Below are 15,331 nucleotides of genomic sequence, written 5' to 3'. Positions count from 1 at the left end.
TTTTCATGCTCAAATTCAATACTTCATAAAATGAAAAAACTAACCCTTCTAATCTTGTTTCTTACAGCAATTGCCTGCCAGAAAAAAGACCAAACAGAAAAACCAACCGCCGTTATAGACGAACACAGCTATTCTAAACCCGAACTTGCTGTTGTAAAACACCTGGATCTTGACATCAAAGTTGATTTTGATACCCAAACCATATCAGGAAAAGCTTCGTGGTTAATTGATAACATCAGCAAAGGAAATGAAATTATTTTCGACGAAAACACTCTTAACATTACCAAAGTAACCCTGGGAGACGACGAAAAAGAAACCAAATTTGAACTTGGTACAGCCGCTGAATTTCACGGAAAACCACTTCATATTACAATCGAGCCTAACACAACCAGAGTAAACATTTACTACAACACAACAAAAGATGCCGTAGCATTACAATGGTTAACACCTGCACAAACAGCTGATAAAAAGAAACCTTTTCTTTTCTCACAAGGCGAAAGTATCTGGTCACGCACCTGGATTCCGTGTCAGGATTCACCGGGAATTCGTTTTACTTATAATGCAAAAGTTACCGTTCCTAAAGATTTATTAGCGGTTATGAGCGCTGTAAATCCACAAAAGAAAAATGATACCGGAGTATATACCTTTAAACAAGACAAAGCAATTCCGTCTTATTTAATGGCTATTGCAGTAGGAGATATTGAATTTCAGGCAATCGATAACAGAACCGGAGTTTACGCAGAACCATCGATGTTAAAAAAATCAGCCTGGGAATTTGCTGAACTTGGCAAAATGGTTGTTGCCGCCGAAAAACTTTACGGGCCTTACCGTTGGGGACGTTATGATGTACTGGTCCTTCCTCCTAGTTTTCCTTATGGTGGAATGGAAAATCCAAATTTAACATTCTTAACTCCTGGCGTTATTGCCGGAGATCGTTCTTTAACTAGTCTATTGGCTCACGAATTAGGACACAGCTGGAGCGGAAATTTAGTAACAAACGCTACCTGGGATGATATCTGGCTAAACGAAGGTTTTACAACTTATGTAGAACACCGTATTGGTGAAGCCATTTTTGGCAAAAAAGAATTTGACATGCAAAATGTTATCACACGCAAAGAATTAGTTGATAATGTAGCAGAATATGGAGACACCAATCCAGATACCCGCTTAAAAGTATCTCTGACAGGAAGAAATCCTGATGATGGAATCAGTATGATTCCTTATGTAAAGGGCTATGCTTTTTTAAGAGTAATTGAAAATGCTGTAGGTCGTGAAAAATTTGATATTTTCATTAAAAATTATTTTGATGCACACGCTTTCAAATCTATCACAACAGAAGATTTTGTAAAATACATAAACGAAAACCTTATTAAAGGAGACAAAACCCTGGCTGATAAAATAAAACTGGAAGACTGGATTTACAAACCGGGTATTCCATCTAACATTACACCAGTAAACTCTGCCGAATTTGATGCTATTGATAAAATTCAAAAAAGCTGGAGAGAAACCGGCGTAAAAGGTTTAAGTCAAAAAATAACAACAACCGCAGAAAAACAATATTTTATAGACCATCTTCCAACTGATATTACACCAAAAGAAATGGAAGCACTTGATAACGAATTCAACTTTACAAAAGGCGGAAATTTCATTATCAAACGCCAATGGTTTGTTCAGGCAATTCGCTATCAATATAAAGCTGCAAATCCTGCAATCGAACAATTTTTGATTGGAATTAGCAGAACAGGATCTGTAATGATGCTTTATAAAGAAATGATTAAAACCCCTGAAGGAAAAGTTTGGGCAAAACAAGTTTTTGACAAAGCCAAATCCGGATATCATGCTACGACAATTCAGGCGGTTGAAGGAATCTTAAAATAAGATCTCTCACTCAGCAAACTATTTATAGTTCTACTCAAAATATATAAACCTAAAATCCCCTGTTACAAATTGTAACAGGGGATTTTTTTTGATATAAAAAACTAATCTTTATTCTTAGCTTCTATCCATTTTGCCATATATTTTGTGCTTTTTAAAGTATGATGCTGGAGCAGACTCCCCATAAAATTATGCAGGCGATGATTTTCAGCATTGTTCAGCAACGATTCAACCGCTTCAATAAGTGAATCTGAGTATTTACTCTTTTGAAAACACTCATTTACAATATCAATTCCGTTTTTTTGAGATTGTTCCCATAGAGTTTTATTCTGATACAAAGCAATTGCCTGATTTGCAAATTCCTGAATATCATCGGCAATAAAGCCATTCCAGGGTAAATTAGCATGCATTGCCTCAGAACCTGTTAAAGTTGTTATACTTGGCGTTCCGCATTGCATTGCTTCGAGTAATTTTCCTTTTAAACCAGCACCAAAACGAATTGGAGCCAGAACAACTCTCGATTTTTTCACGACTTCATTTGCATCTTCAGCTCTTCCCATAATAAAAAAACCATTTTTGGGTTGGTGTAGTTGCAAAACTTTTTGAGAAGGATAAGCGCCATACACTTCTAAAACAGCTTCAGAAAATTGATTTCTGATTAACGGCCAAATTGTTTCTTTTAAATACTGAACAGTATTCCAATTGGGTTCATGAAGAAAGTTCCCTATAAAAACAAAGTTCTTTCTGTTCTCAAATGAAGGCAATCTCAAAAGATCCTTTTCAGACATTTGATCAACCAGAAAAGGCAAATAATACAGTAAAGCCGAATCGATTTTAAACACCTCATTCAAAACATTCATTTCGAATTCAGAAATAATCAAAGACAAATCACATCTTAAAATACTAGCAATTTCTCTTTTTGCTACTTCTTCAGACAACAAATCACTTAAAACAAATACCCTGTTTTCTTTAAATGCTTTTTGTCTCGCTGTTCGCAAACAATGCAAATCCTCTGTATCTAATAACCTAATTGCTTTAGGACAATTTTCAGACACGCGCCATCCAAACTGTTCTTCAATCATAAAACGATCAAACAAAACCACATCCGGATTGAGCGCAATTATAAATTCATCAAAACTTGAATTATTTAGTTCAATAGATTTTTTCTCTACACCCAATTCAGACAAATCAACCATAAAATCACTATCCAAAGCGGGACTCGCAAATGTAATCTCATACTTATTCTGCTTAAAAATAGAGATCAATTGCATCATTCTGCCTCCTGCCGCAGACGAATTTGGTTCAGGCCAGACAAAGCCAATGATTAAAAGTTTTTTTTCTTGATTCATTTTAATTCTTTCAAGCTACAAAATAATGCTTTTTTAAGCGCATTTACACGATATTTCCTAATTTTCAGTTCTAAAATGACTAATTTTGCAGGATACTTTTTTTCAATAAATTATGTTAGGATTAAAATTAGCCACAGACCCTCGTTGGGTAAATATTGTCGAATCAAATATCGAAGAAATTTTGACGGACCATGCCTGGTGCGAACAAAAAGCAGCTTCGAATGCCATAAGCCTTGTTACTTACAATTCTGAATTAGAAGAACTGGTAACCGAAATGCTTGTAATTGCCAGAGAAGAATTAGAGCATTTACAAATGGTTCACGACATTATCAAAAAGAGAGGTTTGACTCTGGGGCGCGAAAGAAAAGATCATTATGTAAATGAGCTTTTTAAATTTATGAAAAAAGACGGTAGCCGAAAAGATGCACTTTGCGATCGTTTATTATTCTCAGCTATGATCGAAGCCAGAAGCTGCGAGCGTTTTAAGGTACTTTCAGAAAACATAAAAGATCAGGAATTAGCCAAATTCTATCATGACTTAATGATTTCTGAAGCCGGACATTACACTACTTTTTTAGGATTTGCACGTAAATACACAGACAATATAGATATCGATAAACGCTGGAAAGAATGGATTGAATACGAAGGTTCTATTATTACCAATTACGGAAAAAGTGAAACCGTACACGGATAATTGATCCTTTAATTTTATTTACCTCTTACCTATAAATACACAAATTTGTTATGTCTACAAATAAAACGAAGTCTATTTTATTAAAAACGGCTAAATATCTAGGAATTACTTTTGTTGTTATTATTGGGTTATTGTTTTTGACACCTATTATTTTTGCTGATAAAATCAAGGAACAAATCAAAAAAACGGCTAATGAAAGATTAAGTGCAGAACTGAATTATTCTGATGTTTCTGTTTCATTTTTTCACCATTTTCCATCATTAACCCTAACATTAGACAACTTAAGTCTTAACGGATCAGCCCCTTATACAAACGAAAAATTCATTACTGCAAAAGAAGTTTCTTTTGGAATAAATATCGCGAGTTTGGTTTTTAGTAAAGAAGTAAAAATTGATCAGATCTATTTATCCGATTCGTTTATCAATGTAAAAGTAAACCCAAAAGGAGAAGCCAATTACAACGTTTACAAATCATCTTCACAAGCTTCAAAATCAAAAGACAGCTCTGAGACAGCTTTAAAACTGGAACGTATAGAGATTTTAAACAGTAAAATTATATACGACGACCAGTCAACCAAAGTTCATTTTGACGCTTTTGGTTTTAACTATTTAGGAAAAGGCGATTTAAACAAAGCTGTATTTGATTTATATTCGAAAGCCAAAATCGAAAAACTAAATATCGTTTATGAAAATGAGCCTTATTTAATGAATAAAAAAATTGATGCAGACCTGATCACAAAAGTAAATGTAAACTCGTTATCGTTCTTTTTTCAACAGAATAACTTAAAAATCAACCAGCTTTTGGTCGATTTCAAAGGGAAATTCGATTTCCTGAAAGACGGCTACAATATGGATTTTGTCATCAAATCTGACAACAGTGATTTGTATGATGTTTTTACCGCTTTTCCTCCAAAATACATTACCTGGCTTTCTAAAACCGAATTAAAAGGAAACACCAATTTACTTTTAACTTTAAAAGGAGATTATATTGCTTCAAAAAAAATAGCTCCGGATCTTAACTTAGATGTCAAAATAGACAACGGATTTGTAAACTATAACAAAAGCGCATTTCCGGTTTCTAATTTAAATTTAGACATAAAAACAAAAGTGCCGTCACTAAATCCGGACCTTGTAATTGTTGATGCTAAAAATTTATCTTTAAACATCAATAAAGATTACTTAAAGTCACAATTCTATATCAAAGGTGTGAACACTCCTGATATTAATGCTGATTTTAAAGCCAAAATTGATCTGGAAAAACTAACAAAAGCACTCGGAATCCCGAATATCGTTTTAAAAGGAAGTTTAGCAGGCGATATAAAAGCAAACGGAATATTTGATCAGAAAAACAAACGTTTTCCTGTTACAAAAGGAATTCTTGATTTAGAAAACGGGTATTTAAAAACACCTTATTATCCAAATCCAATCACCAATATTACTATAAAATCAAAAATCGAGAATCAAAAAGGAACTTTTGATGATTTAAGAGTGAGCCTGAAACCTACTCAGTTTACCTTTGAAGGCAAACCTGTTTTTGTTGAAGCCGATTTAAGCAATTTCGATAACCTTGCTTATGATATCAAAGCAAAAGGCGAATTGGACGTAAACAAAATATATAAAGTTTTTTCCCAAAAAGGACTTGATTTAGATGGTTTTGTAAAAGCTGATTTGGTTTTAAAAGGCAAACAAAGCGATGCTGAAAAAGGAAACTACAGCAAACTTTACAACAAAGGAACTCTGGAGCTTAGAAACATTGGTATCGCATCAGAATATCTGCCTAAGAAATTTATCATCAAAGAAGGTGTTTTTAAAATCAATCAGGATAAAATGTCTTTCAATAACTTTTTGGCAGCTTACGGCGAATCCGATTTTAAAATGAACGGTTATTTACAGAATGTCTTCAATTATGTAACCACAAAAACAGGCATTTTAAAAGGCTCTTTTAAAGTTACCTCGAGATACATCAATGTTGATGAGTTCATGTCAAGTACCCCAGCCAATACCTCTGTTACAGCACCCAAAACCGAAACCACAGCTTCTCAATCCGAAGCCAGACAAACCGGAGTTATCATAATTCCAACCAATTTGAATTTACAGTTTATCGCAAATGCCCAAAAAGTAAATTTTGACAAGTTAAATCTTCAAAATGCTGTTGGAAATTTAAACATGAACAAAGGAAAATTGAGCATGCAAAACACAGGCTTTAATTTAATTGGCTGCAATGTAAACATGAACGCCACTTATCAGGCCGTTACACCTCAAAAAGCAAATTTTGAGTACGCAATTAAAGCTGACGATTTTGATATTAAAAGAGCTTATAACGAAATTGAGGTTTTTAGAAAAATGGCGAGCGCTGCCGAAAAAGCACAAGGAATCGTTTCTGTAGATTATCAATTAAAAGGCCGATTAAATGGCAATATGGATCCGGTTTACCCTTCGCTTGTTGGCGGAGGAATACTTTCTGTAAAAGATGTAAAAGTAAGAGGATTAAAAATGTTTAATGCTGTAGGGAAACAAACCAATACTGAATCCATAAAAAATCCGGATCTTTCTAAAGTTGATATTAAAACTACGATTAAGAACAACATCATAACTGTAGAACGCTTTAAATTCAAGTTTGCAGGCTTTCGACCAAGAATTGAAGGCACAACAAGTTTAGACGGAAAACTAAACTTAAAAATGCGCTTAGGCTTACCTCCTTTTGGTATCTTTGGAATTCCGTTAACCGTGACCGGAACACAAAATAGCCCAAAAGTAAAAGTTGGCCGCAAAACAGAAGATCTCGAAGAAACAAAAGACACTGAATAATAAAAATCAAAACCTGTTCGACATGAACAGGTTTTTTTATTTTTAAGCTAAATATAACATTTGCGACACATACAAAATACCTTTTGCCAACAGCCATAACAATACTGCCATTCCCAAAAATCCCCAGGTCCAGGTGTTACTTCTTTTCCAACTGAAGAAAAATGATGGAATCTCCCAATATTTAATTACAATAAAAACACTTACTCCAATCAAAGAAACCCAGATCATCTGAGCCGAACGAATATTAAAACTATATACCAAAACAGCTGCAAAAAAGAAAACCGTAATAAATTGTATGTAATAGTAGTTTCTATAATTGCGTTTGAAATTATCTTTAAGCGACAACAACAAGAAGGATATAATCAACAAACTTGTCAAAGCAACGATCATATAAGAAAAAACAGGATTTTTGAGCCACACAAGCACACCACCAATAATCAAAGCCAAAACAACGCAGGCAGCAAGCGAATAAACACTTCTTTCTACATAAGTATCCTTATCTTTAAACGGAATAAGCACAGGATACATATATTTCTCCAAAGTACGCCAAAAAGGCAAAGCACAAATAAACGCCATACCTGAAACCACAATTTCATAATTGTATAAAGTATCAGCCGGAATTTTATATAGTATATACAAAAGCGCCATAGTAACAATAAGAGCTGGCAGGCAAATTGTTTTTAGCGTTTCCCATTTATCATTTCTCCAAAAATTATTCTTTATTTCGAAAATATACTTCTGAACTAAATATTTACGGGTAAAAATTGCCGTCGACTGACTCCATAACAAAAAGAGACCTGTATGAATTACTATAGCACGCAATGTCATTTCATCTATCAAACATCCACCAACAATACACACAACACCTATTAATAAAAGTTCGTAAGTCAATAAAATTGCCGAAAACAAAAGTCTGAATAATGGAGCAAATTGTTTAATCAGAATATCTATAAGTGAGTTCCAATAATTACGCAACAAGCCTATTATAGCACATATTGCAATAAATGCCGCCAGATATAACATCCAATTCGTGAGAGACTGTGCCTGCATCCATACCTGAACCACAGAATCCTTTACAGGAATATAGACAACATGGGAGTTGATATAGATCTCATTTGCCAAATAGTTTCTTGTCGTATCATTAATCCCGGGAAGCTGATTTTTATGACGCTCCCAATACACATTGCCATCAGAGCCATTTTTTTGCAAAACAGCAAATTCGTATAAAATCTTTTTTTGAGAGTCACTCAATGACGCTAATTGTTCTGTAGTATGAATTTCTTTTGCAAACAGACTTGTACAGAAAAGAAATAAAAGGAAAACTATATTTTTCAAGATTACGATAGATTTGTCTATCCAAAAATACAAATAATAAACCTTTAATAAGAAACTACATTGGGTTCATATTTCACCAAAACAAAAAACCCGCTCTTTTCAGAACGGGTTTTGTAATAAGTAATCTAATGATTATGCTTCGAATGGAAGGATAGATACATAAGATTTGTTATCTTTTTTCTTTTGGAACTTAACAACTCCAGCTACTCTTGCGTGTAATGTGTGATCTTTACTAATGTAAACGTTTTCACCTGGATTATGTTTTGAACCTCTTTGTCTAACGATAATGTTACCAGCAATAGCAGCTTGACCACCAAAAATCTTAATGCCTAAACGTTTTGATTCTGATTCTCTACCATTCTTCGAACTACCGACACCTTTCTTGTGAGCCATGACGTATGAGTTTAAATATTGTTATTATTCTTTAGTAGCTTCTTTTTTTGCTTTTGGAGCTGCTTTTTTTGCTTTTGGAGCTTCTACTTCTTCAGTAGCTGCATCTTCTGCTACAACTGCTTTTTTAGCTGCTGCTTTTTTAGTTCCTCCAGCTGCAGTAATACCTTCAATTACAATTTGAGTAAGATATTGTCTGTGACCATTTCTTTTTTTGTATCCTTTTCTTCTTTTCTTTTTGAAAACGATAACTTTGTCTCCTTTTAAGTGTTGTAACACTTTAGCTTCTACTGAAGCACCTTCTATAGCTGGGGCGCCTAAAGTTACATTTCCATTATCATCTAATAAAAGAACTTTGTCAAAAGAAACTTTTGAACCTTCTTCATTAGCTAAACGGTGAACATAAACCTTTAAGTCTTTGCTTACTTTAAATTGTTGCCCTGCTATCTCTACGATTGCATACATACCAAATTGATTTATTGATTTTTAAGGTTGCAAATATACAATTAATAATTTATTGTGCAATCTCTTATTCTAAAAATATTTTTTTGCCTTTAAAGTCTGTTTTTCAGGTTCTTTTAACAGCGTTTCTAAAAATAAACATATGTAAAATACTGTTAAAAAACTTATTATTCATATAAGATAAACAAAAAAGTTTACTTTTGGTGTAACGATAACCAACTCTTTACTACCTACTAAAAACAGGTAAATATAATTTTATTAATCTTTTATGAAAAATTCAATAATGATGTTAAGTGCAGCACTAATGCTTGGCGGAGTAGCTCACGCTCAAAAGGTAGCTTTTGAAGAATATAATTTAGACAACGGTATGCATGTTATCCTGCATAACGACACATCGGCTCCAGTAGTTGTTACCTCTGTAATGTATCATGTTGGATCTAAAGACGAACGACCGGACCGTACTGGTTTTGCTCATTTCTTTGAACATTTATTATTTGAAGGAACGCAAAATATAAAACGTGGAGAATGGATGAAAATCGTTACCGCAAACGGAGGAGTAAACAATGCAAACACTACTGATGACAGAACTTATTATTATGAAGTCTTTCCATCAAACAACTTAGAGCTTGGTTTATGGATGGAATCTGAAAGATTAATGCATCCTGTAATTAACAAAATTGGAGTTGAAACCCAGAATGAAGTTGTTAAGGAAGAAAAAAGAATGCGTTACGACAATCAGCCTTACGGGAATATACTTCCTGAGGTAAAAAAGAATATGTTCAAAAATCATCCGTACCGCTGGACAACAATTGGCTCCATGAAAGATCTGGATGCCGCAACTCTGGAAGAATTTCAGGCGTTTAATAAAAAATTCTACACTCCAAACAATGCAGTCCTGGTTGTAGCAGGGGATTTTGACAAAACCAAAGCCAAAGAATGGATTCAAAAGTATTTTGGACCAATTCCAAAAGGTGAAGTTGTAAAAAAACAAACTTATACCGAGGAACCAATCACCCAAACTATAAAAGCAACATACGAAGATCCTAATATTCAGATTCCGATGATTGTTGCTTCTTACAGAACACCATCAATGAAAACAAGAGATGCCAGAGTTCTGGATCTAATCTCTTCTTATTTAAGTGATGGAAAAAGTTCAAAACTGTACAAAAAAATAGTCGATGACAAAAAAATGGCACTTCAGATTGGAGCCGTTGGTTTTAGTCAGGAAGATTATGGTATGTACATTTTATACGGCTTACCAATGGCACCAAACACAACAGCGGACATTTTGAAAGAAATGGACGAAGAAATTGTAAAAATCCAAACCGATTTGATTTCTGAAAAAGATTATCAGAAATTGCAGAATAAATTCGATAATAATTTTGTGAATGCAAATTCAAGCTTAGAAGGAATTGCTGACAACCTGGCTTCTTTTTACTTACTTTATGGAGATGTAAATTTAATTAACACTGAAATCGACCTCTACCACTCTATTACAAGAGAAGAAATCAGAGAAGTCGCTAAAAAGTATTTAAATCCAAATCAACGTTTAGTTTTAGATTACATCCCTTCAACAAAAGCTCAAAATTAAGACCATCGAATCATGAAAAGAATACATACATTTTTAATCCTTTTATTCCTAACTGGAATTATGCAAGCACAAGACCGTCCACAACCAAAACCAGGCAATGCGCCCGTAGTCAATATCAAAAAGCCACAAACTTTTGTATTGGCAAACGGTATGAAAGTTTTGGTAGTTGAAAATCATAAATTACCAAGAGTAAGTTTTAACCTGACCTTAGATAACGCTCCTTTTACTGAAGGGAATAAAAAAGGCGTTGATGAGTTAACCAGCAGTTTAATTGGTAACGGAACTAAAAAAACAACCAAAGAAGCCTTTAACGAAGAGATTGATTTTTACGGTGCTAATATCAATTTTTCATCTTCGGGAGCTTATGCAAGTTCGCTTTCTAAATATTCAGGACGTGTTTTAGAACTTTTGGCCGAAGGCGCTTTACAACCTAACTTCACCCAAACTGAATTTGACAAGGAAAAAGCAAAATTACTGGAAGGTCTTAAAGCCGACGAGAAAAGTGTTCCGGCAATTGCAGGCAGAGTTGTTGATGTTTTAGCCTTTGGAAGAAATCACCCTTCAGGAGAATATCTTTCAGAAGAAACTGTAAAAAATGTTACACTTGCTGATGTTCAGACTAACTACTCTACTTATTTTGTTCCTGAAAATGCTTATCTAGTTATCATTGGCGACATTAAATTTAAAGAAACAAAAGCAGCTGTAGAAAAACTTTTTGGCGGATGGAAAAAGCAAGCTGCTCCAAAAAACAGCTATCCAAATCCGGAGAATGCTTCTAAACTTCAAATTGACTTTGTAGACGTTCCCAATGCAGTACAATCTGAGATCTCATTGGTAAATACAGTTAATCTAAAAATGAGCGATCCTGATTTTTTCCCTGCAGTTATTGCCAATCAAATTTTAGGAGGTGATTTTAATAGTTACCTAAACATGAATTTACGTGAACAACACGCCTGGACATATGGCGCAAGTTCAAGCATTGGAGCCGGGAAATATGTAACAAAATTCAAAGCTTCATCTGCCGTTAGAAATACCGTTACCGATAGCGCAGTTGTTCAGTTTATAAAAGAAATTAAACGAATCAGAACCGAAAAAGTTACTGAAGAAATGCTACGAAATGTGAAAGCGGGATACATTGGACGATTTGTAATGCAGGTTGAAAAACCACAAACTGTTGCCCGATACGCCTTAAACATTGAAACCGAAAAGCTTCCTGTAGATTTCTACGAAAAATACATTCAGACTGTAAACAACGTTACGGCAGATGATATTTATCGTGTTGCCAACAAATATTTCTTATTAGACAATATGAGGATCGTAATTGTCGGAAAAGGCTCTGACATACTTACAGGTTTAGAAAAACTACAAATTCCGATTTTTTATTTTGACAAATACGGAAATCCTGTTGAAAAGCCTGTAACTAAAAAAGAAGTTCCGGCAGGAATTACAGCCAAAACCGTTTTCGAGAATTACCTAAAAGCAATTGGAGGAGAGAAAGTAGTTGCTACTGTAAAAACTTTATCTATGAACGGTTCAACTACGATTCCACAAGCTCCAACTCCTTTAACTTTTACTTCTAAATTAGATTCAAAAGGAAAAATGATGGTTTCGCTTGCAATGGGAACAATGAATTTAATGAAACAGGTTGTAAATGAAAAAGGTGCTTACATAGAACAACAAGGACAACGCAAAAATCTTGAAGGAAACGATCTTGTCGAAATGAAAGCGAATGCTGCTCCTTTTGAAGAATTACAACTTGTAAAAAGAACAGATTTAAAAGTAGACAGAATCGAACCAATAAACGGAAGCGATGCTTATGCCATAAAAGATGACAAAACAACTTATTTTTATGATGTTAAATCAGGCTTGAAAGTAGCAGAATCTAAGGTACGTGAACAAGGCGGAAAGTCTGCAACACAAATTACAAACTTCAATGATTACAGAGAAGTAAAAGGTGTAAAAGTTCCCTTTAACTTAGTTCAGAATGTAGGCTTTGAATTGGATATCAAAATGTCTGACATTAAAATAAACGAAGGAGTTTCGGATAAAGATTTCTTATAGAAAGACTCAAAGGCACAAAGACTCAGAGCTGCAAAAGCTCTGGGATGATTTCCTTATAAAGCTCTCTCAAAGTACAAAACTTTGAGAGAGCTTTTTTTTATACTGTTTTGTCAGGCTGAGCGGAGTCGAAGCTTCGTTCCGGTTGACACTCCCTTCAACTTCGCTCAGGCTAACATTCATAGTCATTTTACAAATCACATTTCACATTTCACAACTAAAACTACTTCTTAGCTGACAAATAAACTCCTATCAGAATAATAAAGGCACCAAAAAACTGAATTGGCGTTAGCATTTCATTATCCATTAATCCCCAGAAAAAAGCAACTATAGGAATTAAATACGTTACTGATGTTGCAAACACAGGCGAAGACATTTGTATTAATTTAAAAAACAATACATTCGCTATTCCGGTTCCTAAAACACCTAAAATCATTACGAAGAAAATGGAATGCTGTGTAATATCTATATTTATTCTTTGTGAAATATCTGTCGTACTTAAGATAATAAGTGCCGGTAAAAGTAAAACTGCAAAATTCCCTGTTGTGATACTCAATGAGTTCAGATCAGATAAGTACTTCTTGATTAAATTTACATTTATAGCATAACAAAGTGTAGCAATTACCACCAAAATCACATAATAATAGTTTTGACCGGGATGAGATGAAGCTCCGCTTAAAACCAGCAGTAAACAGCCTGCTAACCCCACAAAAACGCCTAAAACCTGTCGTTTTTGAAATTGGATTCCAAAAGCAATTATTCCCAAAACCAATGTATTCAAAGGTGTAAGCGAGTTTAATATTGCAACGATTGAACTGTCAACCTGAGTTTCTGCAATGGCAAAAAGATATGCCGGAGTAAAAGTGCCAAAAACAGACGTTATCGCGACAAATTTCCATTGTCTGCGCGAAATCTTCTTCAAACTTTTAAAGCCAACGATCAACAGAAACAAAGCCGCAAAAATAATTCGGAAAGATCCCACCTGAACAGCTGTTAATCCTACCAAACCTCTTTTTATTAAAATAAAAGAGCTTCCCCAAATAAGTGAAAGCACAAATAAATAAAGCCACTTTAATTGCTTTGCATCCATAAAACGTATTTTACTGCAAATTTGTAATAATTTTATGAACTGACCACTTCATTTTTATTAATTTTGCAAAGAATACAACTGTCTAATTAAAATCATATATAATGAAATTTACGAAGATTATAGCAACTTTCGCCATAGCAAGTTTAGTATTAGTAAGCTGCAAAAAAGAAGAAGATAAAAGCTTAGCTTTAATTAAAGCTCAAGCCGAAAAAGAAGCTCCAAAAGAACATAAAGTAATTGCTGCTGAAAACGCACAAACTGCAAGTTTCACCATCGAAGGAATGACCTGCGCTATGGGATGTGCCAAAACAATCGAAAAAGAATTATCGAATTTAGACGGAGTAGAAAAAGCTACTGTTGATTTTGATAAAAAAACAGCTACTGTTGTATTTGACAAAACTGTTCAAAATCAAGAAAACCTAACCAAAGTTGTTCAGGCAACCGGAGACGGAAAAACATATAAGGTTTTGAATTTTAAATCTTAAATTCGAAATTCAACAATTAAAAAAGGCGTTCAAATTTGAACGCCTTTTTAATTTATATTTGCTAACAAACTTTGCATTCACGAGCAAAATGCTCGCCAGCATGGGGAAGAATAAATATGTACAATGAAATACAAAAAAAACTTTTAATCATATATTTAGTTGACATTACAGCCTGATGGAATTCTATTTACACCACATCGAAAAGTTTAAATTGTTAGCAGTAATTTTATATCACTCCAAAAAAAAAAAAAAAAAAATGAACCAAAAAACAATAGAGGAACGACATCCGTTGTTTAAAGAATTATATAGTCGAGTAAATGATCTAATTTATGTAGGCAATTGTTCAACTTTCAGATTACTTACTGATTTTTATAAGGATGATGTTCCTTATACAATCCAAAATATGTATGGAGAATTGTTAAATAGTTATCCAGATTTAAAAGATATACCTTTTGCTGAAGAGTTTAATTTTAACGATAACGACAAGGTATTACTTATATCACCTGAAAATTATATTACGTTTATTGACCGCAACAAAGACAATAGTTACAAGACAATCTGTAATTCAATTGAACAGTTGTTAGAGAAACATCAAGTTGATGAAGTTCCATTTAATCATGATATCAATCATATGAAATCAATGGGGCATAAATATCAAATAATCACGAGTGACATAACAATTGAAGATATTTTGCCTTCAGACCGATATATTGAATTAGATGAAAATGGATATTATACAATTGATGATTACAAAGAATTAATATTAAAAATTTTTCTTCTTGATAGAGATTCCAAAGACATCTATTCTGTAAAGATAAATACATCAAAGACTGAAAGCGATATTAAGCATGAAATTATCTTGCTGAAAAACAACAAAACTGACAATTTTGATTTAAAGGAATCAGAAGAACCTAACACATTCAATAGTGATGATGGTTTTCTGAGTTATGACTTCATCAAAAGCTGACAAATTATTTCGCTATTAATAAAAGCGAAAATTCCTTTTTTATATTTACAGAAACTCCTAAAGCTTTTGCCCAACACAAGGAATATTTTGTATTTATTAATCAAGCTGAATTTGAGCAATTGATTAAATGTAGCTTTCGATTTAGATTTTAAAACTACAACTGCTGCCGCGAGCATCTTGCTCGTGAACGCAAAGAAATTTAGACAAAAAAAGAATCCAAATTGGATT

General features: G+C 33.7%; 12 protein-coding genes. 7 read left to right on the top strand and 5 right to left on the bottom strand.

What is annotated here, in order from left to right; genetic code table 11:
* Positions 1 to 30 precede the first annotated feature (30 nt).
* The gene (locus A4F88_RS21990; RefSeq protein ID WP_068844922.1) at positions 31 to 1,878 is read left to right on the top strand and encodes a hydrolase/aminopeptidase; all 1,848 of its coding nucleotides are present in this window, start codon (positions 31 to 33) and stop codon (positions 1,876 to 1,878) included.
* Positions 1,879 to 1,979: 101 nt separating this feature from the next.
* Here A4F88_RS21990 and A4F88_RS21985 read toward each other — a convergent pair whose 3' ends face one another.
* A complete protein-coding gene (locus tag A4F88_RS21985) occupies positions 1,980 to 3,224 on the bottom strand; it encodes a glycosyltransferase (protein ID WP_068844921.1) in 1,245 nt (414 codons plus the stop codon).
* Between the two features lie 112 nt (positions 3,225 to 3,336).
* On the opposite strand from A4F88_RS21985, the gene A4F88_RS21980 reads away from it, so the two are divergent.
* Together A4F88_RS21980 and A4F88_RS21975 are read left to right on the top strand one after the other, a co-directional pair.
* Positions 3,337 to 3,918, top strand: a complete 582-nt coding sequence (locus A4F88_RS21980) for a MiaE family protein (protein WP_068844920.1) — start codon at positions 3,337 to 3,339, stop codon at positions 3,916 to 3,918.
* A gap of 50 nt (positions 3,919 to 3,968) precedes the next feature.
* A complete protein-coding gene (locus A4F88_RS21975) occupies positions 3,969 to 6,725 on the top strand; it encodes an AsmA family protein (protein ID WP_068844919.1) in 2,757 nt (918 codons plus the stop codon).
* A gap of 42 nt (positions 6,726 to 6,767) precedes the next feature.
* Here the strand turns inward: A4F88_RS21975 and A4F88_RS21970 are convergent, their stop codons facing one another.
* The 3 genes from A4F88_RS21970 to rplU all read right to left on the bottom strand — a co-directional run bounded on the left by A4F88_RS21970 (position 6,768) and on the right by rplU (position 8,915).
* Positions 6,768 to 8,060, bottom strand: coding sequence for a hypothetical protein (locus A4F88_RS21970; protein ID WP_245179195.1), 1,293 nt, complete (start codon positions 8,058 to 8,060; stop codon positions 6,768 to 6,770).
* A 132-nt stretch (positions 8,061 to 8,192) separates the two neighbouring features.
* Positions 8,193 to 8,453 (bottom strand): 50S ribosomal protein L27, encoded by a 261-nt coding sequence (rpmA, locus tag A4F88_RS21965; RefSeq protein WP_068844918.1) that lies wholly within the window; start codon positions 8,451 to 8,453, stop codon positions 8,193 to 8,195.
* Positions 8,454 to 8,477: 24 nt separating this feature from the next.
* Positions 8,478 to 8,915 (bottom strand): 50S ribosomal protein L21, encoded by a 438-nt coding sequence (gene rplU / locus A4F88_RS21960; protein ID WP_068844917.1) that lies wholly within the window; start codon positions 8,913 to 8,915, stop codon positions 8,478 to 8,480.
* A gap of 265 nt (positions 8,916 to 9,180) precedes the next feature.
* On the opposite strand from rplU, the gene A4F88_RS21955 reads away from it, so the two are divergent.
* A complete protein-coding gene (locus A4F88_RS21955; RefSeq protein WP_068844916.1) occupies positions 9,181 to 10,503 on the top strand; it encodes a M16 family metallopeptidase in 1,323 nt (440 codons plus the stop codon).
* Positions 10,504 to 10,515: 12 nt separating this feature from the next.
* A complete protein-coding gene (locus A4F88_RS21950; protein ID WP_178368497.1) occupies positions 10,516 to 12,564 on the top strand; it encodes an insulinase family protein in 2,049 nt (682 codons plus the stop codon).
* Positions 12,565 to 12,784: 220 nt separating this feature from the next.
* On the opposite strand, the gene A4F88_RS21945 is transcribed toward A4F88_RS21950, so the two are convergent.
* The gene (locus tag A4F88_RS21945) at positions 12,785 to 13,651 is read right to left on the bottom strand and encodes a DMT family transporter (RefSeq protein WP_068844914.1); all 867 of its coding nucleotides are present in this window, start codon (positions 13,649 to 13,651) and stop codon (positions 12,785 to 12,787) included.
* A gap of 101 nt (positions 13,652 to 13,752) precedes the next feature.
* On the opposite strand from A4F88_RS21945, the gene A4F88_RS21940 reads away from it, so the two are divergent.
* Positions 13,753 to 14,136: a heavy-metal-associated domain-containing protein gene (locus A4F88_RS21940; protein ID WP_068844913.1), complete on the top strand. Its 384-nt coding sequence runs from the start codon at positions 13,753 to 13,755 to the stop codon at positions 14,134 to 14,136.
* A gap of 256 nt (positions 14,137 to 14,392) precedes the next feature.
* Positions 14,393 to 15,103, top strand: a complete 711-nt coding sequence (locus A4F88_RS21935) for a hypothetical protein (protein ID WP_143155081.1) — start codon at positions 14,393 to 14,395, stop codon at positions 15,101 to 15,103.
* The last annotated feature ends 228 nt before the right edge of the window (positions 15,104 to 15,331 follow it).

Source organism: Flavobacterium chilense, from assembly GCF_001602525.1.
Lineage (GTDB): Bacteria > Bacteroidota > Bacteroidia > Flavobacteriales > Flavobacteriaceae > Flavobacterium > Flavobacterium chilense.
Note: the sequence above shows the minus strand (reverse complement) of the source record. Positions and strands in the feature narration are given on the sequence as shown.